At 40.8% G+C, this 26,796-nt stretch carries 26 protein-coding genes; 2 read left to right on the forward strand and 24 right to left on the reverse strand.

The features are described 5' to 3' along the window. Positions 1-17: 17 nt before the first annotated feature. From recR to AB4160_RS16940, 11 genes are all read right to left on the reverse strand, one after another. Positions 18-617: a recombination mediator RecR gene (gene recR, locus AB4160_RS16890; protein ID WP_076542258.1), complete on the reverse strand. Its 600-nt coding sequence runs from the start codon at positions 615-617 to the stop codon at positions 18-20. Positions 618-836: 219 nt separating this feature from the next. Further along, the gene (locus tag AB4160_RS16895) at positions 837-1,067 is read right to left on the reverse strand and encodes a helix-turn-helix transcriptional regulator (protein ID WP_102436328.1); all 231 of its coding nucleotides are present in this window, start codon (positions 1,065-1,067) and stop codon (positions 837-839) included. After that, positions 1,060-1,557, reverse strand: a complete 498-nt coding sequence (locus AB4160_RS16900) for a hypothetical protein (RefSeq protein ID WP_102476095.1) — start codon at positions 1,555-1,557, stop codon at positions 1,060-1,062. Before AB4160_RS16900 ends, AB4160_RS16895 begins: the two co-directional genes overlap by 8 nt. Positions 1,558-1,671: 114 nt before the next feature. Continuing rightward, positions 1,672-2,067 (reverse strand): GFA family protein, encoded by a 396-nt coding sequence (locus tag AB4160_RS16905; protein WP_102436332.1) that lies wholly within the window; start codon positions 2,065-2,067, stop codon positions 1,672-1,674. A 121-nt stretch (positions 2,068-2,188) separates the two neighbouring features. After that, on the reverse strand, positions 2,189-2,518 hold the full coding sequence (locus AB4160_RS16910; RefSeq protein ID WP_076542292.1) for a YbaB/EbfC family nucleoid-associated protein: 330 nt from the start codon (positions 2,516-2,518) through the stop codon (positions 2,189-2,191). Between the two features lie 130 nt (positions 2,519-2,648). Continuing rightward, positions 2,649-5,363 carry a DNA polymerase III subunit gamma/tau gene (gene dnaX / locus AB4160_RS16915; RefSeq protein WP_372005613.1) on the reverse strand — a complete coding sequence of 905 codons (2,715 nt, stop codon included), beginning with the start codon at positions 5,361-5,363 and terminating at the stop codon, positions 2,649-2,651. Between the two features lie 219 nt (positions 5,364-5,582). Then, positions 5,583-6,134 carry an adenine phosphoribosyltransferase gene (apt, locus tag AB4160_RS16920; protein ID WP_198589273.1) on the reverse strand — a complete coding sequence of 184 codons (552 nt, stop codon included), beginning with the start codon at positions 6,132-6,134 and terminating at the stop codon, positions 5,583-5,585. 158 nt (positions 6,135-6,292) lie between these two features. Then, positions 6,293-6,658 (reverse strand): YbaN family protein, encoded by a 366-nt coding sequence (locus AB4160_RS16925; protein ID WP_102436336.1) that lies wholly within the window; start codon positions 6,656-6,658, stop codon positions 6,293-6,295. A 349-nt stretch (positions 6,659-7,007) separates the two neighbouring features. Then, positions 7,008-7,757, reverse strand: a complete 750-nt coding sequence (locus tag AB4160_RS16930; protein WP_372005615.1) for a DUF2063 domain-containing protein — start codon at positions 7,755-7,757, stop codon at positions 7,008-7,010. Further along, complete coding sequence (locus AB4160_RS16935; protein WP_372005617.1) at positions 7,757-8,590, reverse strand: DUF692 domain-containing protein; 834 nt, start codon at positions 8,588-8,590, stop codon at positions 7,757-7,759. The genes AB4160_RS16930 and AB4160_RS16935 overlap by 1 nt, the downstream gene beginning before the upstream one ends. A 155-nt stretch (positions 8,591-8,745) precedes the next feature. Continuing rightward, positions 8,746-9,207 (reverse strand): hypothetical protein, encoded by a 462-nt coding sequence (locus AB4160_RS16940; RefSeq protein ID WP_303445925.1) that lies wholly within the window; start codon positions 9,205-9,207, stop codon positions 8,746-8,748. Between the two features lie 314 nt (positions 9,208-9,521). Between AB4160_RS16940 and AB4160_RS16945 the strand changes: the two genes are divergently transcribed. Continuing rightward, entirely contained in the window at positions 9,522-10,478 is a 957-nt protein-coding gene (locus AB4160_RS16945; protein ID WP_102476091.1) for a tRNA-dihydrouridine synthase, read from the forward strand. A gap of 333 nt (positions 10,479-10,811) precedes the next feature. After that, entirely contained in the window at positions 10,812-11,174 is a 363-nt protein-coding gene (locus AB4160_RS16950; RefSeq protein ID WP_076542304.1) for a TraR/DksA C4-type zinc finger protein, read from the forward strand. 164 nt (positions 11,175-11,338) lie between these two features. Here the strand turns inward: AB4160_RS16950 and AB4160_RS16955 are convergent, their stop codons facing one another. From AB4160_RS16955 to AB4160_RS17015, 13 genes are all read right to left on the reverse strand, one after another. Further along, complete coding sequence (locus AB4160_RS16955; RefSeq protein WP_303445926.1) at positions 11,339-14,053, reverse strand: TonB-dependent receptor; 2,715 nt, start codon at positions 14,051-14,053, stop codon at positions 11,339-11,341. Between the two features lie 426 nt (positions 14,054-14,479). Beyond that, entirely contained in the window at positions 14,480-17,107 is a 2,628-nt protein-coding gene (locus AB4160_RS16960; RefSeq protein WP_372005620.1) for a TonB-dependent receptor, read from the reverse strand. 784 nt (positions 17,108-17,891) lie between these two features. Beyond that, positions 17,892-18,323: a nucleoside-diphosphate kinase gene (gene ndk, locus AB4160_RS16965; protein ID WP_102440383.1), complete on the reverse strand. Its 432-nt coding sequence runs from the start codon at positions 18,321-18,323 to the stop codon at positions 17,892-17,894. Between the two features lie 148 nt (positions 18,324-18,471). After that, positions 18,472-19,119 carry a TetR/AcrR family transcriptional regulator gene (locus AB4160_RS16970; RefSeq protein WP_102519477.1) on the reverse strand — a complete coding sequence of 216 codons (648 nt, stop codon included), beginning with the start codon at positions 19,117-19,119 and terminating at the stop codon, positions 18,472-18,474. 126 nt (positions 19,120-19,245) lie between these two features. Continuing rightward, positions 19,246-20,649, reverse strand: coding sequence for an amidohydrolase family protein (locus AB4160_RS16975; protein ID WP_102440385.1), 1,404 nt, complete (start codon positions 20,647-20,649; stop codon positions 19,246-19,248). Positions 20,650-20,741: 92 nt separating this feature from the next. Then, the gene (locus AB4160_RS16980) at positions 20,742-21,224 is read right to left on the reverse strand and encodes a Rid family detoxifying hydrolase (protein ID WP_102532190.1); all 483 of its coding nucleotides are present in this window, start codon (positions 21,222-21,224) and stop codon (positions 20,742-20,744) included. A gap of 15 nt (positions 21,225-21,239) precedes the next feature. Then, positions 21,240-21,647, reverse strand: a complete 408-nt coding sequence (locus tag AB4160_RS16985; protein ID WP_102440387.1) for a GFA family protein — start codon at positions 21,645-21,647, stop codon at positions 21,240-21,242. Between the two features lie 287 nt (positions 21,648-21,934). Then, complete coding sequence (fdx, locus tag AB4160_RS16990; protein WP_102440388.1) at positions 21,935-22,270, reverse strand: ISC system 2Fe-2S type ferredoxin; 336 nt, start codon at positions 22,268-22,270, stop codon at positions 21,935-21,937. 8 nt (positions 22,271-22,278) lie between these two features. Beyond that, positions 22,279-24,141, reverse strand: coding sequence for a Fe-S protein assembly chaperone HscA (gene hscA, locus AB4160_RS16995; protein WP_102440389.1), 1,863 nt, complete (start codon positions 24,139-24,141; stop codon positions 22,279-22,281). 89 nt (positions 24,142-24,230) lie between these two features. Continuing rightward, positions 24,231-24,755, reverse strand: a complete 525-nt coding sequence (gene hscB, locus AB4160_RS17000; RefSeq protein ID WP_102440390.1) for a co-chaperone HscB — start codon at positions 24,753-24,755, stop codon at positions 24,231-24,233. A 60-nt stretch (positions 24,756-24,815) separates the two neighbouring features. Next, positions 24,816-25,139, reverse strand: a complete 324-nt coding sequence (gene iscA / locus AB4160_RS17005) for an iron-sulfur cluster assembly protein IscA (protein ID WP_102440391.1) — start codon at positions 25,137-25,139, stop codon at positions 24,816-24,818. A gap of 14 nt (positions 25,140-25,153) precedes the next feature. After that, positions 25,154-25,537 (reverse strand): Fe-S cluster assembly scaffold IscU, encoded by a 384-nt coding sequence (gene iscU / locus AB4160_RS17010; RefSeq protein WP_076542320.1) that lies wholly within the window; start codon positions 25,535-25,537, stop codon positions 25,154-25,156. A 39-nt stretch (positions 25,538-25,576) separates the two neighbouring features. Further along, positions 25,577-26,791, reverse strand: coding sequence for an IscS subfamily cysteine desulfurase (locus tag AB4160_RS17015; RefSeq protein WP_102440392.1), 1,215 nt, complete (start codon positions 26,789-26,791; stop codon positions 25,577-25,579). Positions 26,792-26,796 lie beyond the last annotated feature (5 nt).

A 26,796-nucleotide genomic window follows, 5' to 3' on the forward strand; every position in this document is an offset into this window, starting at 1 on the left:
ATAACTACAGTTCGCAACTACAGCGGAATACGACCATTGAATGACAACGCTAACGTGGTGCTATCAACATACTCAAGCTCACCACCAACAGGGACTCCGTGGGCGATTCGGCTGATCACTACATTATGTCTACGGGCCATATCAGCAATAAAATGCGCCGTGGCATCACCTTCTACTGTGGGGTTGGTTGCTAAAATCAACTCTGTGACATCATCTGATGCAAGGTGTTGCTCTAATAACGCTAAGCCAAGCTCTTCAGGGCCCACACCATCAAGGGGTGATAAATGCCCAAGTAACACAAAATAGCGGCCGCTAAAATGGCCACCCGCTTCAATGGCTAACACATCAGCTGGGGTTTCAACCACACAAATTACTTCTGAATTACCCCGTTTAGGGCTACTACAGATCGGACATAGCTGCTCTTCTGTAAAGGTACGGCAGGCTTGGCAATGCCCCACTTCACTCATTGAACGTTCTAACGCACTGGCTAATTTATGGCCCTGTTTGCGGTTACGCTCTAATAATTGAAACGCCATGCGTTGGGCTGATTTTGGTCCGACACCCGGTAAGCAGCGCAAAGATTCGATAAGCTCATCAACCAGTGGACTAAATTTCATAAATACTTCATTGCCTTATTTTATTAATTAAGCGTGCTGATTTAAGTTAATAAACCATTCAATCAGCATCAATGTGCGTATGGTACTGTAATTATGATTGCGACAAAAGAATGATGTTATTGCTAATGCTACTCACAACACAGAACTCGTCAGTTCGGTTAGCGTTTCTTTGTCAGTATTAACTGTTGCCAAGGCTAGCTAGCTTGCTAACTATTAGTGCTAGGACTTAGTATCACTTTCGGGGTGATAACTGAATACCTGATCTAGCGGCAGTTCAAACACTTCAGCAATTTTAAAAGCCACTTCAAGAGTGGGTGAATACTTATTAGACTCAATGGCCATCACGGTTTGCCTAGTGACACCTATTAATTCAGCAAGCTGCTTTTGTGTCATTTCACCATTTAAAAAACGCAAGGTGCGGATAGCGTTAGAAATCGCCGGTTTACTCATAAATATCACCTGTACGCCCCTTGTATAGCTGCACCACATAAAATGCCAGCTCAGCACACAAAAAAGACACCACTAAAATATGCAGCGGCGCATGAGCAAAGCCCAATTGTGATAGACCAAGGTCATTGGCTTCAACACTGTATTGCACTATGGCCAGTATCACGCCTACATTCAAAATAATCGCTGAATACTTATAGCCAATGAGATTAATTTGTTTTTCGCGTACATCCATAGGTTGTGACAGTTCATCGTCTGTGATTAATGCCAGAGCAATGTAGCTCACCACCATTAGCACTACTGAATAAATTATAATTTCTAAAAAGATACCTGAAATCCACTGTATTGAAGCTAATTCTTCAGGGCTAGCATGAAATAAGCTGCTACCATAAAAATAGAAAATATAGCCCGTTACCAGTAAATCAACGGATAAAGTGACTTCTCGAAAGCTCGTTTCTTGCAGCCATTGCAGTAATTTATTTGCATTACTCATGTTAATTAAACCTCACTTGGTGTTAACTATTTTTGACACGCTTTTAGTTTAGGCTAACAATCAACCATGTCAAATATTTTTAACCTTGAGTTAACAAATTAATGCTTTTATCGCTTAGCTGTCTGCGGGGTGATTTATACCATCGTTAAGCACAACATCATCAATATCAAAAGGATTAACACCTTCTAAGCAGCCAATGTTATAGCCATATTCTGTAGGATTAGAGCGACGTTGATGGTGGGTATAAATACCGCAATGGCGACAAAAGTAGTGCTTAGCAGTGTGGGTATTAAATTGATATAACTTGAGAGCATCCGCGCCTTTTACGATTTGAATGCCAGCTAATTCTACCGAGCCCACAATGGCGCCTTTTCTGCGACAAATTGAGCAATCACAGCGTCTTGGCTTTTCAATGCCATTGGGTAATGAAAGTGATAATACAACCGCGCCGCAATGACAACTGGCTAAGTGTTTCGACTTTATAACGGTTTCACCGACCTTGGTTAGCATAATATATCCTTATAAGACTCTGACATGGCGGTACAATTTAGCAGAAAATTTAATCTGAACGAAACGCGATCAAAAAAGCCCAAGATAAACTTGGGCTTTTGAATCTTAAAACCTTTAAGATTTAGAATGGCATTTTCATTCCTGGAGGTAATTGCATACCGCCAGTGACTTCAGCCATCTTAGTCTTTTGGTTTTCTTCGATGCGACGTGCTGCGTCATTGAATGCTGCAGCAATAAGATCTTCCAACATTTCTTTGTCGTCTTCCATCAAACTAGGGTCGATGTCAACTTTACGAATGTTGTGTGAACCCGTCATGGTCACTTTAACTAAACCTGCACCCGCTTCACCGGTCATTTCAGTGCGTGCGATTTCTTCCTGCATTTTAGCCATTTTGTCTTGCATCATTTGGGCTTGTTTCATTAAGTTGCCCATACCGCCTTTTCCAAACATAGTCTTTTCTCTTAATTAGGTTATTAGCAAGCAGCCAAAGTGGGGCTAATCTTACTGAAAAAAAATAAATTGGCAATAAATCCGCGGCTATTGCTATCAAAGTTTTGACGCCTATAACGCTTTAGCTGTTTTATTGAACAGTCAATGCTGGAATTTGTTGCCCTATCGCCTGTAGCTTTTCAACCGGATACACTAAAGTATCTGGATTTAGCTGAGCCGCTAAACGAGTAAACATCCATTGTACTTTGTCATCGTTAATTAAAGCGTAATTTGCATTAGCTAATAACTCTCGATGAAATCTTTTACGCAATTCAAGTGGGGTTTCATGTTGTGGATCAAGCCCAACCTGAATTTGCACCTTTGTGTCTTCGCCCAAAAGCTCCGATAAGGCAATTTGTAATTGCTCAATCGCCACTTCGGCGGATAAATGTTTTTGATCCGGTTTAAGTAATAACGGGATCGGATTGTCCAGTCGTTGGCATACCGAGTTAACGGCGAGCTGTCTTACCCTGCCGCCTATGCTTAACTGCGACATAATTTTGTACCAGTGCAAATCTAGGCTATCACCTGAGATTTCATGGTGACCGTTTAATGCCACTTCAGTCGATACGTGAGCGACTGCTGTCTCAGCCACTGGGGCATTATTCTCAGCTGACGCTATGGCAGTGTGTGCATGCTGACGACTTCCCGGCTCCTCATTAACAGCGCTTGTTGGCACTTCAACGGCGGCGATAGTAGTTTGTGCATTGTCAACTGCCATGTTAGTTGCTGCACTATGGCTCACCTCAGGCTCAGTTGTTGCTATTGCAGTTAAAACTGAAGCTGCAGGTAATTCAGTGGGCTTTTCCCATGGCGGTCTATCTGCTGCATCATTTGCTGCACTTGTGTTTACTTGCGTGGTTACATCAATAGTAGCATCAACTGTGGCGGTATTTTCAATCGACTGCATTTTCGCTTTGGGTGCAGGAATTTTAATACTTGGATTGGCTACCGCCTGTTGCTTTTTTGCTTGTTCACCTTCTTCGGCTAGCGAATTTAATTCCGCCTTTAATGAATCATTGGTAGCGAGCACAGCATCAAGTAAAGCATCCATGTCGCTTAAGTCAGCTTCTGTAGTATCAACGGTTGTTTGCTCAAGCTTAGCTTGCGCGGCACTAGTTTGCTGAACATTAGCTTGCGGAGTACTTGCTTCTGCCTGCTGATATTGATTGTGATCGTCGTTATCAAATTCAGCATAAGATTCGTCACTTGCCTGAGCAAACTGCTCGTAGGCATCAATGGGCATCTCATTTGACGATGTTGTTGATGTGACAGGCTGAGTTTCAATTGCTGGCGTTTCTACTCTAGGTGTTTCTACTGCAGCGGCGTTAACTGCTGGCGCTGCAATAACGCCTGAGTCAACTGCTTGCGTTTCAGTCGCTGCTTGCTGATTGAAACCTAAACTGTCAGCTTGACTAAGGATAATAGCTTGCTCTGCGGCTATCTCGGGAGCAGCATTTAGATTATCGTCCTCAGCTGCGATACTTGCAGTTTGTGGCAGCGTTATTGCCGCAGACACAGAACTGCTATCAACTGCAGTATTGCTTACTTGGGCTGGCTTAGTAGCCGTTATTGCTTCATTGTCTGCAACTGAAGCGCCTGCATTATTTGTAGCAGTGTCAGCCTTCGAGCTAACCGGCGCCGATTTAACCGTTTCTGGGGTCACGGGGTCTGGTGTCAATGAAATCGTTACTGGCTCATCGGTGTGCCAACGTTTAACGGGCTTTTCAGGTACAAATGCCACGGCTCTAAGTAACGCCATTTCAAGACCTGATTTAGGATCAGGAGCAAAGCCTAATTCTTTGCGACCCGTTAACAATAACTGATAGTAAAGCTGCACTTGCTCAAGGGTTAATTGCTGAGCAAAGGCTAAAATTTGTTCGCTGTATAACGACTGCTGCGCCGCGGCTGGCGCAAACTGCGTTAAGGTAATTTGGTGGAGTAATTCCAATAAACTGCGCAGCACCTCATCGGCATCTGCGCCAAAACTCAGCACTTGCTGAATAGTTTGCATTAAGTTAGCAATATCGGCATCACATAAGGCTTTTAGCAGCACTAAGACTTGCTGGGCATCAATACTGCCAAGCATGGTTTGCACCTGTTGGTGCATCACTTGGCCGCTACCAAAGGCAATCGCTTGATCGGTTAAGCTCAGGGCATCACGCATACTGCCGTTAGCCGCTTTTGCCAATAGTGTTAATGCTTGGGGCTCAAAGGTTAATTGCTCTTGAGTTAAGATAAAATCTAGCTGCTTAGTAATTTCATCTTGAGACAGACTTTTTAAATTAAATTGTAAACAGCGAGACAACACAGTCACCGGCAATTTTTGCGGATCTGTGGTGGCCAGTAGAAATTTCACATGCTCAGGCGGCTCTTCAAGGGTTTTCAGTAAGGCATTAAAACTACTTCGAGACAGCATATGTACTTCATCGATTAAGTAGACTTTGTAACGGCCTCTTGAAGGCTTATATTGCACGTTATCAAGTAGCTCACGGGTATCATCGACCTTAGTTCTTGAGGCCGCATCCACTTCAATAAGATCAACAAACCTGCCTTGGGCAATTTCAACACAACTTGAACACACGCCACAAGGTGTCGAAGTGACCCCTTGCTCACAGTTAAGCCCCTTAGCAAATAGGCGCGCTAAACTGGTTTTACCCACACCTCGAGTGCCAGTAAATAAATACGCATGATGTAATCGTTGCTGTGTGAGTGCATTTGTAAGTGCCAGTAGAACATGTGACTGCCCTACCATTTCTTCAAATTTGGCAGGGCGCCATTTACGGGCTAACACCTGATAAGACATGGAATTCCCCAAGCTTTAATGAAACGGGATGATCTAAATAATACCAATGGTAATTAATTGTACCCGAAAATAAAAATAACAATAGCATGCTCATCAATCACAGGCTATTGCTACTCTAAAAGGCTGGATAATTTGCTGAAGATTCAATCGATGCAGAGCAAAAATCAGGCTTTATTGAGTTAAGCTCAACAAAGCCGCTAACATATTATGCGTGCTTGGCTATTCGCCTTCAAACTCACATAAGGTCAATAACTCAACCCCTAAACCTTCAAGACGTTTTTCGCCGCCGATATCTGGCAGAGAAATAACAAATGCAGCGTGCTTAACTTCGCCGCCTAATTCACGGATTAATTTTACCGTTGCTTCAATGGTGCCGCCTGTAGCAAGTAAGTCATCAACGACCAATACTTTATCTTCAGGGGTGATCGCATCTACGTGAATTTCTAAGGTGTCTTTACCGTATTCAAGATCGTATGTTTGCGCAATCGTCTTTCTCGGCAATTTTCCCGGCTTACGTACGGGTACAAAACCAATACCAAGCTCTAATGCTAATGGCGCACCGAATAAAAATCCACGCGCTTCAGTACCGACAACTTTAGTGAAACCTTGATCTTTATAATGCTCTACAAATAAAGCGATAGTGGCTTTATAAGCTTCAGAGTCTTCTAAAAGGCTGGTGACATCGCGAAACATAATGCCTGGGATTGGGTAATCAGGAATAGCTTTAATACTGTTTTTGATAAGCGCTAAACGTTCTGAGTTCATAGTCATATTAGATAATCTATTGTAAAAGGAATGTTTTAATAGCCATCATTTTCAATATCATTAGCTTGAAATTGAAAATATAGTTTCTGGCATATCACTCAATGGCAGTGATACTAAGCATGTTTTAAGATAGTTGCAACTAACGAGCAAATTAAAGGTAACTTTTAATCTAACTCTGGGATCTGCCACAGATAAACCAGTAGGCAACATAACATGCAAGCGAGCATCACTTTCACCCAAACTAATGGCACAATTAAAATGCTCACAACAAAGCTTAAGGTGGTCATTATCATGGCTTTTTTCTTCAGCCGTTTGTTGATTGCTCGTTTATCTTGCCAATCATTTAACCCTTGAGCAAACCAAGGATGAGTCATCAACCAGTGATGCATCCGCGTACTTGAGCGGGCAAAACAATAAGCAGCCAGCAAGATAAAAGGCACTGTTGGTAATAAGGGCACCACAATACCAATGGTGCCAAGCGTTAAGCTCGTTAAACCAGTAATGAGGAACAAGCCTCGTTTTAACGCCATATGACTCCAAGCCCAAATCAAAAAAAACCATTCAATAGAATGGTTTTTGGATAACCGACTCTATGACTTAACTGAGCGGTATAATAACTGAGATTGGCTGTTAAATTAAGCCTGCAAGTCGCAAGGCAGATAGAGACGCTGGTAGCGTTGGTAACAATAAAACAAGAATAAAACCAATAAAATACATAATGTTAAATGGGTCTTTAAACGGCTGACTCATAGTTTTTACTTCCTAACAGTAATGTTGGCCGCCTTACAGCAGCGTGAACTGGATCACAAAATTCGCGCTATTGTATGTAAAAAGACTTTTAATATAAACCACAAATTAAGTAGGAGTTTTATCCACTGTTTAAGCCTGTGTTAACGAACAGATAACCCTTTTGTCGGCCAATTGTTGCAACATTTGCAAGCAGCCATTAGATAAGGTTTCCGGCGTCATCTGTGGGTAGGTCTCGCTAAGCCATGTCAATACATCATTAAAGTAACATTGCTCGGCTTGAGCAATATAGGCTAACACTTGGGCTGTTAATGGGTTTAACTTTAAAAAGTTAACTTCATCATGTTCATCGCGATAAACACAAAAGCTTTGCCCCTGCTCACTGGGCTCTGTGGGTTGGTAATCGACACTGATGTGCTGCACATCATATTGATATTGCGCCACAGTGGCGGTCACTGACAGCTTTAGCGGTAGCTCGGTAATCAAGTCTTTGGCAATTGGCTGCTCATTAACATCATCGAAAACAGTGGCAATAAATAACTCTAGCCATTCGTAATGTGCTAGCTCCAACATAAAGGCAGGGTCGTAATCCGCAGGCTGATATTGAGTTTGCAAAAAACAGATAAACTCTTGGGATATTTCAATAAATATGGGGGTTTTACAGTCAAAACTTACAAAAAACTGTTGAATGAGTTTGGTCCATGCATCATCAGTATAAAGACTTTTCAGTACCGGAAACGCGCCTGACACAAAGCCATTGATGTTATTGAAAAATAGCTCACGGTAAACATTCATTCGCTCAAATGTCATGCCTTGTGGCAGTGGCTTGCTGGGATCGCGAATATAATCCATAAAGGCTTGTTGAGTGTTAATAAAATCCATTAAGCACTCCTTTTGATCGCTTTTGCGGCTTGTTGATAGCGATGAATTTGATTGATCTCTTGCAGTAATTCAGCGGTTTTGGGGATATTAAAGTCACGCTCTAATAATGTCGGAAACACCCCATGTTGCTGATAACTCTGTTGCAATAATTGCCAAACAGGATCAATCACATCAGCGCCGTGGGTATCGACCATTAACTTGGATGATTCTTCATAATGACCCGCGATATGCATATATTCAATCCGCTTGGTCGGCATTGAGCTGAGAAATTCAGCGGCATCATATTGATGGTTTATTGAGTTTACATAAATATTATTAACATCAAGCAGCAGTTTACAATCTGCCTCATCCAGCACAGCATTAACAAATTGCTGCTCAGTCATTTTCGCGCCGGGCGCAGCGTAGAAAGACACATTTTCTAAAATAAACGGCCGCTCTAAAATATCTTCAACTTGGTTAATACGCTTTGCAACATAAGTTACCGCTTCTTCGGTAAAGGGGATCGGCATTAAGTCATACATGTGGCCGCTACCAGAGCAATAACTTAAGTGCTCAGAGTAGATATTGATTTGATGGCTATCTAAAAAGCGTTTTACTTGCTTAACGAACTCAGTATCTAACGCATGTGGGCTGCCGATAGATAAAGATAAACCATGGCAAAAAAATTCATGTTGCTCTGTAAGTTGCCTAAACTGCTTACCAAACTTACCGCCTAGGGTCATCCAGTTTTCAGGCGCCACTTCGAAAAAGTTTATTTCATCAGGCACATGCTGACAAAACTCATCAAGCATTTCTCGGCGCAAACCCAGTCCCACTGTTGCTTGTTTTGCCATTTATCACCTCAAACACACAATTAATCAGTTAAATTAATGAAAGTTACCAACTAAAAAGGCCTGTATAACAGGCCTTATATTGGCGTAGATTTAATCGGCATGAAAGCTATAAATCGATTTCTGCTGCTAAATCAGCCTGCTAATAATCAGATTGATTATTTAGCACCACCACACTTACCTTCACCACATTTGCCTTCTTTGGCTTTACCTTCAGCCGCTTTTTTCATCTCGCCGCCGCACTTACCTTCGCCACATTTTCCTTCTTTGGCTTTTTTCATATCGCCGCCGCATTTACCTTCACCGCATTTGCCTTCTTTGGCTTTTTTCATGTCACCGCCACACTTGCCTTCGCCACATTTGCCTTCTTTGGCTTTTTTCATATCGCCGCCGCATTTACCTTCACCGCATTTGCCTTCTTTGGCTTTTTTCATATCGCCGCCGCATTTACCTTCACCGCACTTGCCTTCTTTAGCTTTTTTATCGCCGCCATCTAACTGATAACCTGAATTCATTTGCTCAAAACCAAATGGATTAGCCTCTACAGACGTAGATACGCCAGCGGTTAATACGACTGCACCTAATGCCAATGCGACTGTTGTTTGCTTTACTGAGTTCATAATAATTTCCTTAAATTCAAACTTAATAATGATGACCAACAACAAACAGTGCTGGCTTACAGATGAATAGACCTACAACCTGCTACTTTTATTTCACATTAATTGATCTAAATCATCATTTTTTATTAAAAATATTGCTAGAGAAGTTCTCTAATGATTAAGGATAGGACAAAATATTCATCTATCAACTTGATATAAAAGATTAAATATTAAGTTGCAGCAGATAACAGTGAATTCAAATACTTGAAATGAATTTGTATAAAAAATTAAACTCGCTAGAATAGCGCTCCTTTTATAGTTAACCAGGTAGTACTGTGCACGTAGTCTTAGCTCCGATGGAAGGCGTCATTGATGATTTGATGCGAGAAATTTTATCTGAAATCAACCCTTATGATTTGGTGGTAACCGAATTTGTGCGGGTGATTAATCAGTTACTTCCTGAGAAGGTTTATCATAAATTATGCCCTGAGCTGCGTAATGGCGGTTTGACCGCATCAGGCACCCCGGTAAGAATTCAATTATTAGGGCAACATCCGCAAGTGATGGCAGAAAACGCCCAGCGCGCGGTTGAGCTAGGCTCATGCGGTGTTGATGCTAACTTTGGTTGCCCCGCTAAAATGGTTAACCGCAGTAATGGCGGCGCAGTATTACTGCAATACCCGGATAAAATTCACGATATAGTCAAAGCAATGCGTGATGCAGTACCAGCAGATCAACCTGTTACTGCTAAAATCCGTCTCGGTTACGAAGATAAATCATTATTTATGGAAAACGCTATCGCTGTGTATGAAGCGGGTGCTACCGAGCTTGCTATTCATGCTCGCAGTAAGACTGACGGTTACAAGCCGCCTGCTTATTGGGAATACATAACCGAGGTGCGTGAGCGTTTACCTATCCCTATTATTGCTAACGGTGAGATTTGGAATAGTGATGATGCTAAGCGCTGTATGGCAGTTACAGGCTGTGACAGCATAATGCTGGGGCGCGGGGCAATGTCTCTGCCAAACCTTGCTGCCACCATAAAAGGCGTTGAAGCGCCTTACACTTGGTCACAAACGCTAAATTTGTTACTGAACTACACCCAAAAGCAGTTGGTTAACAAGAAAATTGATTATTACCCTGCCCGAGTAAAGCAATGGTTTACTTATTTGAATAAACAGTACCCTGAAGCTGATGTGTTATTCAGAGAGCTCAGAGTGCTTAAAACGGCTGAAGGTATCATTGCCATTTTAGAAAAAGCCCATGAACAACAGTTAGCGACTAACGGCTAACTTAAGCAGTCTTTTTAGCATTAACAGCTTTCATTAACTGAGAACTCATTTCTGTGATGGGTTTTCGGTTAAACAAACTGCATTATTCTTTTTGAGTCAGTAATTTGCCCCGATACAGACCATCATTGAGCTATCCCCTTCGCTATCTTGCTTAATTTACAGCACAAAATATAAGATTTTGCGCGTTTAGTTACCTACTTAGTTCACACTATATAAATAAAGCCTAATACTGAAATCCCAAATTAACTCTCAATTGATCTCCATCATAGTAAGCATATTGATTAACGGTAGACTGGATAACCAGTGAAATGAACAAACTAATTAGGTGATCTTGTGAACACTCAAGACGTACAACAAATATTATTGCAACGAGAAGCACAGTTAAAATATGAACTTGTACATCAATTAAACCAACAAACTCAGCCTTCTGCTCAAGTTCAATTTAATATGAGTTTGACCGAGTTGATTGAACTCATGAGTGAGCAGCGATTAACTGACACCCCTCTATTTGGACAACTAACCCGTCTTGATGCCGCTCTTTGCCAGCTTGAACTTGGCCTCTATGGTTTATGTTCTGACTGTGAGTCTGACATTGAAGCGGAGCGCTTGGCCGCCGATCCCACAGAGCAGCGCTGTGCTCACTGCGCTGAAAAGTACAACCAACAACATCGTCATGAGCTTAAGCTAAGTCATTAAAGCTTGATTAATGGTTTAAAGTGCTTTCTATTCTTGATAGCAATTCATCGTCATTTATGGTCCGACCCAGATTTATAGTCTAATCCAGCCACAAAGTTGTTATTCGCAAATAAAAAAAACCTCCGCAAGCGGAGGTTTTTGGGTTTCAGGGAGGAGAAACTATTTTAGAACTTTTGGCTTAAGCGAACATAATAAGTACGACCTAATACATCATATAGACCTGTGTTCACATCACGATAGCCCGCAAAGTCATACCAAGTTGGCGCTTTTTCATCAAACAGGTTGTTAACACCTACTGTTACAGTGCCATCCCAGTCATGTGTGTAACCGACTTGGAAATTATGCTTAAAGTAATCAGGAGTATCTGTGATATAGCTGTAGCCAAGATCACGCCAGTAATCACCAGACTGACTGCCGATATAAACCGTAGTCCAAGCAGCATTAAAGTCGTTGTAATACCAAGCTGCGGCAAAGTTACCACGCCATTCTGGATAATCTTGAATACCAGCTAGGTCAATTGCTTCAGACTCTGCATTCGCTTGCTCTTCAAACTCTAGGATATGAGTTAAATCAACTTTAAAGTTGAAGTCACCAAAACCTGTTTCAACATTGTAAGTGGTTGCAAAGTCAAAACCTGAGGTTTTAACTGATGACATATTGATATAACCACTTTCTAGGTACTCAATTTTTCCATCACTTCCACGGTGAACTAACTCTGAACTACCGTTAATTTTTTCATCACGGATAACATCTGTTGCACTAACCGCTTCGATTTTGTTGTCGTAGGTAATGTCATAGTAAGAAAGCTCAATGCTCCAAGCATCAGTCGCATTCCAAACTGCACCTAAAGTTAGCGAGTTACCTTCTTCAGCTTCTAGATTTGGGTTACCACCAAACCAGGTTTTATGCTGATTAGCTGTTGCACAATAGTTAGCGTCAGAGTCATTATTAGCCTCACACCAAACTGAGTCATACGCGGTTTCAAAGCTAAGTGATTGTGAAGAGAACATCTCACCCATATTTGGCGCACGGAAGGAGTCACCATAACTTGCACGAACAAGTAATGAATCAACCGGTCTCCAACTGACGCCTAACTTAGGTACTACTGCATCAAATGTTGAAGAATTAACGATTTCACCACTCGCGCCAGTTAACGTACCTGATTGCTCGTATCTTTCATAACGAACAGCCATAGATACATCAATATTCGCTGGTAGGCCTAATTGAATTTCAGTATATGCTGCGGTGCGATCACGCTCAGCATCAACATCATCACCACCTGAACCGCCTGAAATAATACCTGAAGCAGATTCAGGATCTGACATTTGCTTGAAGTTAATCATTTCATATTCAGCACCAACTAACATTGCTAAAGAAATGGTATCGTTTTCCACTAATAATGTTGAAGCTAAACCGTCAATTTGAGTACTATCAAATTGACCTTGATAAACACCAGTATGATTCGCAGCACTGTAAAGCGCTGTCATTTGCTGATCCCAATCTTCATAGCTCATACCGGTAGTATTGAAAATATCGTAATTACCTGTATCTAACTCTCTTTGAATAATGCTGTCATTTATCAAATTGTAATTAAACGAGTTAGTTGTAGAACCAGAGTATTGGGCATTTAATTCCCAATCAATACCATTACCCACATCAGCAAAACCTACAAATCCACCTAAAATATCAAAGTTGTTGGTTTCTGTTAACGTATCACGTTCACCGATTTGTACCGAACGCATGTACAGCGTCATGTCTTTACCAGTCGGATTGTATTGGTTATCCGCAGCTAAGACAGGGTAATTAGTAGAGACTGGCGTACCAGCATATCGAGTATTTGTTTCACTTAGCGATGCTGAACCACGACCACGGAATTGAATGTCATCAGTGATTTGATAATTAAAATTGGTCATGAACGAATTACGTTCCATATCACCAAATAATTTGGTTACTTCACCATAACTGTAGTAACAACGGCCACTATTGTCTTCACCGATACCATTTGAGACATTCTCAGTTTGGTCACACATGTCAGAGTTTGAATAAAAATCGTAAACATAGATTGGTTCACCATCATCATCAAAGGCTGGAGTACCATCTTCATTAGTGTCTTGAACACCAGTGTTATAATAACCATTTGGCACAGAACTGAATGAACTGTAATCACCATAAGATGGATCATCCATGTTCCAAATATCACGGTCCATGACTGATTTAGTATCATAGTACTCATAAGTAAAAGTGATATTGCCTTTATCAGTATTAAAGCCTGTGGCAATTGAGAAACGGTTAGCATCACCACCTTCAACTGAAGGTTGCTCGGTACTGAAATCTAATTGGAATCCATCAAATTCCTTTTTAGTAATAATGTTAATAACACCAGCAACAGCATCAGAACCATAAACAGCAGAAGCGCCGTCACGTAAGATTTCGATACGTTCTACAATAGCTAATGGGATCTGTGAGGTATCAGCAGTGGCACCTGAACTTGAACTAGTACCAGGCATACGACGACCATCAAGTAGTACTAGCGTTGCTTGAGCGCCCAGCCCGCGCATGTTGACAGAACTCGTTGCACTAGCTCCTGAACCGTACCCTGACGTACCACGCCATGAGCCAAATGCATTTATAGAAGAGTTGTTTAATACATCAGCAACTGTTTTCTCACCTGTTAATGCAATATCAGCAGCACTTAATACGGTAACTGGTGAAGAAGTTTCCATATCAACTTGCTTGATACGTGAACCTGTTACTTCTATACGCTCTACTTTTTCAGCCACTTCTTCTGCAAAAGCGACCCCCGAAAACGCAACTGATGTGGCAGCTGCTGCAAGCAAACCGCGACGGATCGCTCTTGCTGTTAATGTCATTGTACTCATGTAAATCTCCCTGGACGTTAAATATCATTAACGCATTGACTTATTATTGTTTTATTTAGTTGTACTGAAGTTAAAACCTCGATTCGATACTGTTAAATCAACGCTTAACCTTCAACATTAGTCACAGCTTTTTAACTGCCAGAGCACAAATTGATACAGATGCTCGCTCAAACAAACGACCAGAACATAAAATAACACCATTAAACAGCAACTTGAGACCAGCGACCAAAAAGAAAGCCTCCAAGCAAACACTTGATACATATCATTTCAATTGATAAAGTAGAGTTTAAAAAATTAACCGCTGGTAACACTGCAAAGAAAGATCAGTAAACGATACGGGATTGTTCTATAGATAAAACAAAACCCCAACCAAATGAATGGTTGGGGTTTTCATTAAGACAAACAAATTATCTTATAAACGTTAGCTTAAAACTTAACGCTTGCTCTAACGAAGAAGTAACGACCTAGTACATCATAAGTGTATGGATCGGTATTAGAGTCATTGTTACCAGTGTAGTAAGGTGGCTCTTCATCTAATAGGTTGTTCACGCCACCAGATAATCTTACATTGTTAGTCACATCGTATGATGCTGAGATATCGTGATAGACGATTGAGTCAACTGAAGGCGCGTAACAATCACTTGGATCATCTTTACAAGCAAATGAGTCCATACCATCAATGTAACGCGCTTCATAAGTAGCTGACCAATCATCACCAGCTGCAGTTAAGTTGAAGTTGGTTTTAAATTCAGCATAAGCACCAACACCACCAGTAATGAAGCCTTTGTAATCAACTGCATTGCCGTCTTGGTCAAATTCTTCATAGGTATCTAAGATAGAAGTATCAAGACCTGCTTTCCAATCTAAACCTAGTGCGTCAAAAGTATATGCAATGTTTACGTCATAACCCGCAGTGTTAGTTTCACCAATGTTTTGTAAACCATTGTCAAACTTAATACGGCCAGTTTGGTCCATTGAGATGTTAGCTGATTGACATAATGCTGTACCAGTATTGATAGTATTACCATTAGCATCTAAACACTGATTCGCTACATAGTTAGAATCAACGGATGTAATCGTGTTGCTGATTTCAATGTTGTAGTAATCAACAGTTAAAGATAAACCTTCAACAAAGCTTGGTGAGTAAACTAAACCAACAGTGGTGATATCAGCTTCTTCTGGGGTTAATAGCTCGTTACCACCAACTGTTACTTCTGCTTGAGTTTGTTCTGTTGCAGGGTGAACAATTTGGTCAAATGAAGGAGACTTACCACCGTATAACTCAGATACAGTTGGAGCACGGAATGCTGTTGATTGCACACCACGAACCATTAAGTCATCAAACAAACGCCAAGTTAAACCTAACTTCCAAGTATTATCAGAACCAAAAGTGCTGTAATCGAAGTAACGAATAGCAGCGCTTAAGTCAACTTGCTCAGCCAAAGGTAAACCACTTAATAATGGGATAGCCAATTCAGCATAAAACTCATTAACATCAAATGAACCGGCTGTTGCTTCAACACGTGGGTCGTTCGCTAAACCTTGCGCAGTGAGTGAATCAGGCGTGTAGTAAGCAGATTCTTTACGGAACTCGTAACCTGCAGCAAAGCCCATGGTACCGGCAGGTAAATCGACAATGTCACCAGCAAGTGATGCTGCAGCGATATCTAACTCACTGCCACCAGAGTTAACTTCAGTGTAAATAAATGGTGCAATGCTCTCGCCCATCCAAGAAGACTGTAGGAATGGATCAAAGCTTCCTTCTAAAACAGCGTCATTGATTGAACCAATGTTGTGTAAGTTAGCGAGTGTATCAACTGAGTCATTCTTACCTTTGTTGTAAGACGCATCCCAAGTCCAACCATTATCGAACTCACCTTCAAGGCCAACAACTAGACGAACAGTGTCAACAACTTGTGAGAAATCACGTGAACCGGTTTCTACCATACGACGACCGTAGCTAACTTCTTCACCTGGTTGTACCCATGGTAATAAGTCATCTGTCATAAATCCGCCGTCTGACATAGGCTTGTATTCCCATGGCGAACTGTTCCAAATTGGCTGAGGCGCCATTTGTTGATCAGACCAACGCTTAGAATACATCGCCTCAGAGAAGAACATAATGTTATCTGAAAGCTCGTAAGTACCAGCCATGCTTAAATTTAAGCGTTCCATTGGTGTAGATAGGAAGCTAGAAGCAGAGTAGTTATAACGGTCTGCATCAGTAAATTCATGATACTCACCACCACGGCCACTTAAATTAGCACCATTAGCGCCCCAAATGTGACCACCTTCAGAATATGAACTACCAGCACAATATAGGCCGTCAGCACCTTCTGCGATAGGACAATCAGAGAAGTCACGGTCTGCTTGGCTTGCATCGCCACGCTTGGTGTACTGAGCGTTGATTACAACGTTACCTTTATCGAAGGTATTACCCATAGTGAAGTCAATGCTTGATTCATCTGCATCACCTTGACCTGAAATACCCGTTTGAACATTTAGCTCAAAACCATCAAAATCACGTTTTAAGATTACGTTAACTACACCAGCGATAGCATCAGTACCATAAACTGCTGATGCGCCGTCTTTTAGTACTTCAACACGTTGGATCATAGAAACTGGGATTGTGTTTAAATCAACTGAAGACGCTGCGCCAGTACCTGATGCAATCATACGACGGCCGTTAACAAGAACTAAGGTACGGTTAGAACCTAAACCACGAAGGTTTACACGAGCATTACCGCCAGAACCGTTGTTTACGGCAGCGTTAGTCATCGCGCCGCCAGAAGAGGTCATCTTCTGTAATACGTCATCAATAGAAGTGGCACCAGAAGCAATAATTGCTGATGCGTCAATAACGGTTAACGGGCTAGCCGATTCCATATCTGTACGTTTAATGCGTGAACCAGTAACGGCAATACGCTCTACTTTTTCAACTTGAGCTTCTTCAGCAGCGCTAACAGAAAAAGATGAAGTTGTTGCGACCGCTGTTGCAGCTACAGTAAATAAGCCACGGCGAATAGCCTTAGCAGTTAAAGATAATGAACTCATTATTATACTCCCTTCGTCATGTTTCAAATAAACCCACAACGTTATATTTATAATTTTTAGGTTAACTAATTTAGTCAACTAAAGTCATTATTGTTAAATAAGGCGACCTTAGTCAACAAATTTCACAAATAAATAACCAATAGGATTGCGTAAGATACAACATAAAATGAGATCGTGTTACAAATTAAGTTAATCACATAAAAACAACTACTTACAGATACACGATGAACAGTTGTTGCTAAATATAAATATAAAGTTTGCACTTTTGTTGCGCGTAACACTAAATTAGATCAAAAATCAACCTATCGAGTTAAATATAGATAAAAGTTTAAATAATTAATAAACAACATAACACAAAGAATTTAACCTTATTAACAATTTGACAACCTAGGTATCAAAAAATAACTTTGTAAAGTTCAAATAATATTTAATAAACGTATAAATAATGACAGTAAATACATAATAAATTTCAAGCAATGTTAATTGTATGATCTAAATGAATTCTAAATATTGTTTTATCTCTTTAGTATATGTTCTCGGAAATCAATTGCGTTGAGTCTCGGCGGTAAAGATGAGAGTTGGTAGAGTTTTTTCGTGTAAAAATGAACACTGAGAGTATTAGATGTAACCGAGCAATTTAAATGACAAGAGAGGCATAACTAAAGCTAGCTTATGTAGGGAAGTAAGTAAGCTAGTCTATTTTTCATCAAAACCTTTTGTTAAACATATTTTTTAGGAATAAAAAAAGGAGCCATAAGGCTCCTTTTTAAAATCAATGTAGAATTTAGCGTGTGCGTGCACACAACTCTTCTGCACTGAAGAAGTAAGCAACTTCACGTTCAGCAGATGCTACAGAATCAGAACCGTGAGCAGCGTTCTCATCGATGCTTTCTGCGAAATCAGCACGGATAGTGCCTTCAGCAGCTTCAGCTGGGTTAGTCGCACCTAAGATTTCACGGTGAGCTAGAACAGCGTTTTCACCTTCAAGCGTTTGAACCATGATAGGACCAGAAGTCATGAATGCAACTAAAGCACCGAAAAAAGGACGCTCGCTATGCTCAGCGTAGAAACCTTCTGCTTGCTCTTTAGTAAGGTGCACCATTTTAGAAGCGATGATCTTAAGACCAGCAGTTTCAAAACGGTTGTAGATAGCACCGATGTGGTTTTTAGCAACTGCATCTGGTTTAATAATTGAAAAAGTGCGTTCGATCGCCATTGTGAGCTTCCTTTAAATAACAAATATATTTTAAAATTCGCGCGGATTATACGTAATTTAGCCTGTAATGCATAGTGTTATCGGCGTCACATAACCAAATTGTAATCATGTGAGCTAGGTTATACAAAAATTGTGATTAAACTCATACTTACAACGAATGCTGTTGGAAAGATTGATTAAGATAGCCCAATAGCATTTTAGGTAACTGCTCCACAAATTTAGCACTAGACATCGAACATGCAATTGCTGGGGTCAATGTAGGATATAAGATCTTATCCAGCAAACTATTTATCAGCATATAAATAACCATATCGGCTGCTTGTTGCTCAACGTTTGATGGCGCTATGGTCACAGTGAACTTCAACAACAGCTTAGAAAGTCGATTATAGGTTTCATTCCTGCTTAAGGTAGGATTAGAAAAAATAGTGTCCGGATGCAATCGCGCATTAAGATGAATAGTTCTAAAAACACTGCGTCTGCTATCAAGAAAATCAAATGTTTGCTGACACATCAACAAAACTTGCTGTTCTAAGGTTTCACACTCTATCAATTCTAATTCATCAACCCATTGAGATAATTCGCGCCCAAAGTCATCGTATAACAAAGGCAACAAGGCTTCTTTGTTCTCAAATCGACGATAAAACGTCCCTACAGACACCCCTGCACCTTCAGCTAATTCTTTAATACTGATATGTTCAAAGTACTTAACCTTTAATGCATCTTGTAAAGACTGCAGAAATTTATCATGAGTCACTTGGCTACGTTTTTGTTTTGGGCGTAAATCTATGGCTGACATGCATTTTTCCAGTTCGAAATCAGGGAGGAAACCAAGGTAACAATCCCAGTGTATTGTTACCTTAAGCATCATACAATTTCTACTGGCTAAACTCTAATTCAACAGGTCATTTACTGCGCTGTTAAGTTAATGTAACCCTACTATCGCTTTATTATCAGCAACGATTTTTTTAGTGTCATAGCCAATGCCATTTTTAAATACTACTGGCATGTCTTGAATACGACTAATATCAACACTCAAATCGCCATTTATTAATACTAGATCAGCATTTTTACCGACCTCAACTGAGCCAATAGTTTGCTGCTTATTAAGATAGTTTGCTGCATTCAAGGTGGCGATTTTAATCACTTCTTCGACACTAAAGCCTGCTTCATAAAGTAGCTCAATCATACGTTGATTTGAAAATCCAGCGACGACCCCGCCATAACCGGTAGGATCCGTTCCGGCCATCAACAAGCCGCCAGCTGCAACAAACTTCTTTTCTAATTGCATCATTTTATTAAACACGACAGGCCAAGTAGCATCTTCTTGCTGAGAGATAGTGAGCCAACGATTTTGATACTGCTCCCTAACTTGTGGAATAAGCGCTTCTAATGCTAATGGGTAGGCTTGTGGTCGCCCTTTTGTGAACGTTTCATAAATAGTTAGCGTAGAAGTAATAGCGACTTTCTTTTCGACTAAATAGGCAATGAGATCATTGACCTCAGGTGAATCAATATCTAAATCAACTAATGACTGATGTGCCCCTTCTGGGCACATATCTTTCTGTTTGTCTTTAACAAAATCAGTTGCGGCAAAGAAACCATGTTCAAGGTTATCAATTCCCATCTCAGCGGCTTCTCGGTAAGTAATAGAGCAAAGATGTGCTGTCACTTTATGATCCCGCAAATGCGCTTGCTCTATGACTGTTTCAAGCTCTTTTGTACGAATATTAATATAGGCTTTATATGACGTTACCCCTTCAGAAACCCAGTAATCTATCATTGCCTTAGCATTTTCTGCATCCCGCAGCGCTTTGAGTTTTAGAATTGGCAGCCCAGGACCATTTAAATACGGCGCAGTAACATCCATAGCAGGCCCAATAGTGTCACCTGAGTTAATGGCATCTCTTACATTTAAATCCCCGTAAGGTGAAGTGGTGCCAGCAGTCCTTACCGTGGTTGCACCGCCAGCTAGGTAAAGTTTGGGAAAGCTGTGGAGCATTTCGGTGTAATGGGCATTTCCGGTGGGATAAAACATATGCTCATGCATCATGATCAGGCCAGGAATTAAGGTTTTTCCCTTACCATCGATGATAGTGACGTCCTCTGCAATCGTTGTCGAAGCAGAAGCCATTATCGTTTTAATTTTCCCAGCCTCAATAACAACAGTTTGCGCTTCCTTAATTTTACTGCCAGTGCCATCGATGATATTGACATTGGTAATTGCAATTTTAGGTTGATCATATGATACATAACCACTCGCCACAGCACTTAAAGAAATACTGTAAAGCAGCATACCTAATGTGCAAAACAATTTAGATTGATTCATCCTTAACCTTATTCAAATTTATTTTGAACAAGATGATATCGTGCAAACAGATTTATGTAAATCTAGATTCACATTAGGGGCGGTTTTTATTGTTATTTTGCAGCAATACATTCAATTTCAATGCTGGCACCAAGAGCGAGACCTTTGACTGCCATAGTACTTCTTGCGGGATATGGGGAACTAAAATGCTGCTTATATACCTGATTAAATGCTGAGAAATCTTCAATATCCGTAAGCATCACAGTGCACTTAACCACATCTTTCATTTCATAACCCATTCGACCTAAAGACCCTTTAATGCCTAATAATGTCGATTGAGCTTCCGCAACGATGCCACCTTTAACTAAGGTCTTAGTCTCAGGGTTAAATCCTATTTGACCAGATAAATAGACAGTCCCGCCGACTTTCACCCCTTCAGAAAATGGCAAGGTCATGTCACCTTGCTGGGTATTTAAAAAACTAACTTCACCCTCTGAATAGCTACCAAGATTTACTGGCAGCACTTTCTGTTCAGAACTCTGCACAGCATTAACATAAAAACTCGCTAAAATAGATAAACTGACGATCAATTTCATTGTCATCCCTTAATATTATGGTGTTGTTGAAAATGTGCTTATGTCATTTAAAGTATTCAACCAAGGTTGTGCTGAACGATGCCAGATTTGCATAACCGGCGTTAATTCATTTCTTTGATCCACAACCCCTAAACGAATTCCATACACCCTAGACTTATCACCAACGGAAGTGGCGTACATTGCTGAGCCACATTGCTGACAAAAACCTTGGGCTCGTTGATTACCACTTTCGGCAACTTTGATGTATTCCTTTGGCGTGCCTTTGATAAAATTCATACCGTCAACTTCTGACATCACTACCGTCCTAAAGGCGCTAGCCGATAGTAATTGGCAATCAGTGCAATGACAGATGACAACTTTTTCTGGTAAAACCTTGGCAGTAAAAACTAACTCACCACAATGGCAATGTCCGGTGATGTTCATATAGTCCTCTAGATAAAATGATGCCAACTTAGTTTGCGAATGCAAATTCACAAACAAGATAGTTACATTAATTCAACATTGCAACTTAAAATCGTGTCAATGAGTAAAGAAGTAAATTGCTTTAGAGATAATTAGCATAACGAACATAAAGAATATCGAGCGAAGGGGGATATGAATAATGACGCAAAGAAAAGTTAACTGTTTCTAAAAATTGTCCAAAAAAAAGCAACCTCTATAGATATAGACGTTGCTCAATTTATTACACCCGTTAACTGTATTTGAAGATTCTAGCCTTCACTGACCATATTAACGGTATACTTTGGTATCTCGATAACCATATCAGTATCAACCACTTTAGCCTGACAAGCTAGACGACTTTCAGGCTCTAAACCCCAAGCTTTATCTAGCATGTCATCTTCCAATTCATCACTTTCTTCTAGCTCATCAAAGCCTTCACGGACGATACAATGACAAGTGGTACAGGCACATGACTTTTCACAAGCATGTTCAATATGAATGCCATTTTTTAAAGCAACGTCTAAAATCGTTTCGCCTATTTCTGCTTCAAGAACTGCTCCATCAGGACACAGCTCTTCATGGGGTAAAAATACTAACTGCGGCATTTGTTCACCTATATATTATCGACAGACTGGCCTTTCAGTGCTGTTCGAATTGAATTATCCATACGACGATTAGCAAACTCTTGGGTTTGTGCATCTAACGCTTCAATCGCTTTTTCAATCGCGTCAGTATCATCGCTTTGAGCGGTCACTTGTAACTGTTCAATGGCGCTATAAATAGCACTGCGCTCTTGCTCATTTAATAAGTCCGCATCTTTTGCTAATGCTGCGGTTAGTGTTTCCACTACTCGAGACGCTTCAACTTGCTGCTCAGCTAGCATACGACGGCTAATGTCATCTTTAGCATGCTTCATTGAATCTTTCAGCATAGTCGCTATTTCAGAGTCAGATAAACCAAATGAAGGTTTAACCTGAATCGTGGTCTTCACTTCGGTTGATTTTTCCATAGCGGTTACGCTAAGTAAACCATCTGCATCCACTTGGAAGGTCACGCGAATATGCGCAGCGCCGGCTGCAAGTGCTGGAATACCATTTAAGGTAAAGCGCGCTAATGAGCGACAATCGTCAACCATTTCACGCTCGCCCTGCACCACATGAAATGCCATCGCCGTTTGACCATCTTTAAAGGTGGTAAACTCTTGAGCTCGCGCCACTGGAATGGTGGTGTTACGGGTGACGACTTTTTCAATCAGCCCACCCATAGTTTCGATACCCAAAGACAATGGAATAACATCAAGTAATAATAAGTCAGATTCTGGTTTGTTACCCACCAAAATGTCAGCCTGGATCGCAGCGCCAATGGCAACCACGCGATCAGGATCGATTGAGGTTAACGGGGTTTTCTTAAAGAAATTTTCAACTTGTTCACGTACTAAAGGCACGCGAGTTGAACCACCAACCATTACAGTTTCGATAATCTCATCAGTACTGACATCGGCATCACGTAACGTGCGGCGACAACTGGCAATGGTTTTTTTCACCAGTGAACTGATCAATGTTTCAAAATCAGCTTTAGTCACTTGTGTTTCTACGCGCTCAGCATTATCTAACGTAATCGATGCTATGCAGCTCTCAGATGTGGTTAAGTGCTCTTTAACTCTTCTCGATTCAATCAATAATTGACGTGAAAGCGTGGCAGACAAATCAGTTAAACCAAAAGCTTGCTGTAGATGTGCTTGCAATAAATGGTCAAAGTCATCACCACCTAACGCAGAGTCACCACCAGTGGCTAATACTTCAAACACGCCGCGATTTAGGCGCAGTATTGAAATATCAAATGTGCCGCCACCTAAGTCGTAAATGGCAATCACACCTTCTTGTTTTGAATCTAAACCATAGGCAATTGCTGCTGCCGTTGGCTCATTGAGTAAACGTAATACTTTAACACCTAATAGCTCTGCTGCATCTTTAGTGCCTTGACGCTGGGCATCATCAAAATAAGCCGGTACGGTAATCACCACACCTTCAAGATTGCCACCTAATGTCAACTCGGCGCGAGCAATAAGAGGCTTTAAAATTTCAGCCGAGACTTGCACGGGGTTAACAGCGCCAAAAGCAGTATTAAAAATCGGTAAGCCATTGTCACTTGAGCTAAAGTCGTAGGGTAACTGTTGCTCTTTTGCTTGAATATCAGCAAGGCTTCTACCCATAAAACGTTTTACTGAAACAATGGTATTTTTAGGATCTTGGGCAGATTGTGCTTGCGCATTAACACCAACATCAATAGATTCGGCATTATAATGGACCACAGAAGGAAGAGAATGCTGTCCGTTATCATCAACTAATGTTGATGCTTCGCCACTTCTAACAGCCGCTACTAAAGAGTTTGTGGTACCTAAGTCGATACCAACAGCGAGACGATGCTGATGGGGCGCGGCGCTTTGACCGGGCTCAGCGATTTGAAAAAGGGCCATAGTAATCCAATAGTTTATTAGTGAACATTCATCGATTAAATCAAAACAAAATGCTCTGTTAAAAACAGAGCATTAAGTTTACCAATCCATTAGTCTAGTAATGAATCTTCAATTTTAGCGAGTTCATCTTGCAATTTTGCCATAAATTTTAGCTTTCTGATCTGATCTGCCGCTAATAAATTATCATTATCGGTGTCTTTAACCAGTAAAATAGCAAGGCTTTGCGAGAGTGACTTTTCAAAATCAGCAAAAGAGTCAAATAAGTCACTGATTAAGTCGTCGGGTTGCTGGCTGTGCTCGATATCTTCTAATGCTTCACGCCATTCCATCTGCTGCATTAAAAATGCAGTGTCTTTAACTGTGGTGGTTTCATGGCTTATATCAATACCACGAAGGCTCAATATGTGTTCGGCACGTCTGAGCGGATTCTTGAGAGTCTGATAACCATCATTAACTTGTGCAGTACGCTGCACGGATAATAATTTTTGTTGCTCAGATCCATTAGCGAATTTATCGGGATGAACCGCCCGTTGCAGTTCGCGGTAGCGTTCTGCAAGTTGGGCGATATCGATATCAAAGGAAGGTGAAAATTGAAATAACTCAAAATAATTCATTGGCAGATATCATGCTCTTTGATTGGTGATTTGCGATACAAGCTTCATAGTATAGATTAACTAAACAGTGAAACTTTCACCACAACCACATTCACCTTTGGCATTAGGGTTGTTAAATTGAAAACCTTCGTTTAGGCCTTCTTTAACAAAATCTAACTCTATACCTTGCAGATAAATAAAGCTTTTGGCATCTATGATGATATTAACGCCTTCGATGTCATAAACTTCATCGTCGTCATTAATTTCATCGACAAACTCGATGACATAAGCCATACCTGAACAACCAGATGTTCTTAACCCAAGGCGTAAACCTAAACCTTTCCCACGATTTACTAGAAAAGATTTAACTCTATCAGCCGCAGCTGGGGTCATTGTAATTGCCATCTTAACTCCAGGTATTACTTATCTTGCTTTGATTTGTACTCATCCAACGCTGCTTTAATAGCATCTTCAGCTAAAATTGAGCAATGGATTTTAACTGGTGGAAGCGCTAACTCTTCTGCAATGTCTGCATTTTTAATCGTAGCGGCTTCTTCAACAGTTTTGCCTTTAACCCATTCTGTTACTAATGAGCTTGATGCAATGGCACTACCACAACCATAAGTTTTGAATTTAGCATCTTCAATGATGCCATTCTCGCCTATTTTAAGTTGTAATTTCATTACATCACCACATGCGGGTGCACCTACCATTCCGGTTACCACTGATGGATCATTTTTATCAAATGAACCAACGTTACGTGGATTTTCATAATGTTCGATTACTTTTTCGCTGTAAGCCATAACAATTCTGCTCCGTTTATCGCTATCGATAATAATGTATTAGTGATGTGCCCATTGAACTTGATCAAGGTCGATACCATCTTTGAACATCTCCCATAATGGAGACATTTCACGTAATTTACCGATAGATTCATCAATTACTTTAATTGCATGCTCGATTTCTTCATCAGTGGTAAAACGACCGATTGAGAAGCGAATTGAGCTATGTGCCATTTCATCATTTAAGCCTAGTGCACGTAATACGTAACTTGGTTCTAGGCTTGCTGAAGTACATGCAGACCCAGATGAAACCGCTAAATCTTTAAGCGCCATCATTAATGACTCGCCTTCAACAAAGTTGAAGCTGACGTTGAAAATGCCGCAATAACGTTGCTGCATGTCACCATTAATATAAGTTTCTTCAATATGTTTGATGCCATTCCATAACTTGTCACGTAGACGAAGGATACGGGCACTGTCTTCAATCATATCTTGCTTAGCAATCGCGGCTGCTTCGCCTAAACCAACAAGTTGATGTGTCGCTAATGTACCACTACGCATACCACGTTCATGTCCGCCACCATGCATTTGTGACTCTAAACGGATACGAGGCTTACGGCGCACATATAATGCACCTACGCCTTTAGGCCCATACATTTTATGGCCAGAAATTGAAATCAAATCAACTTTAATTGCTTGTACATCAATCGGTAATTTACCAGCACTTTGTGCTGCATCCATATGGAAGAAAATACCTTTTGAGCGACATAATTCGCCAATGGCTTCGATGTCTTGAATCACACCAATTTCATTGTTTACATGCATGATGCTCACTAAAATAGTGTCTTCACGCATGGCAGCTTCAATCACTGACAATGCAATTAAACCGTTTGCACTTGGTTCAAGGTAAGTGACCTCAAAGCCTTCACGTTCAAGCTGACGACATACATCTAACGTTGCTTTATGTTCTGTCTTGCTAGTGATGATGTGCTTGCCTTTCTTGTGATAGAAATGCGCAATACCTTTAATGGCAAGGTTACTTGATTCAGTCGCACCAGATGTAAATACAATTTCACGGTGATCAGCGTTGATTAAATCTGCTACTTGGTTACGAGCAATATCAACTGCTTCTTCGGCTTGCCAACCATAACGATGAGAACGAGATGCTGGGTTACCAAACACACCGTCCATTGTCATAAATTGCACCATCTTGTCGGCAACGCGTTTGTCGACAGGGGTTGTTGCGGCATAGTCTAAATAGATAGGAAGCTTCATCATAC

This window comes from Shewanella sp. 10N.286.51.B8 (assembly GCF_041469325.1).
Lineage (GTDB): Bacteria > Pseudomonadota > Gammaproteobacteria > Enterobacterales > Shewanellaceae > Shewanella.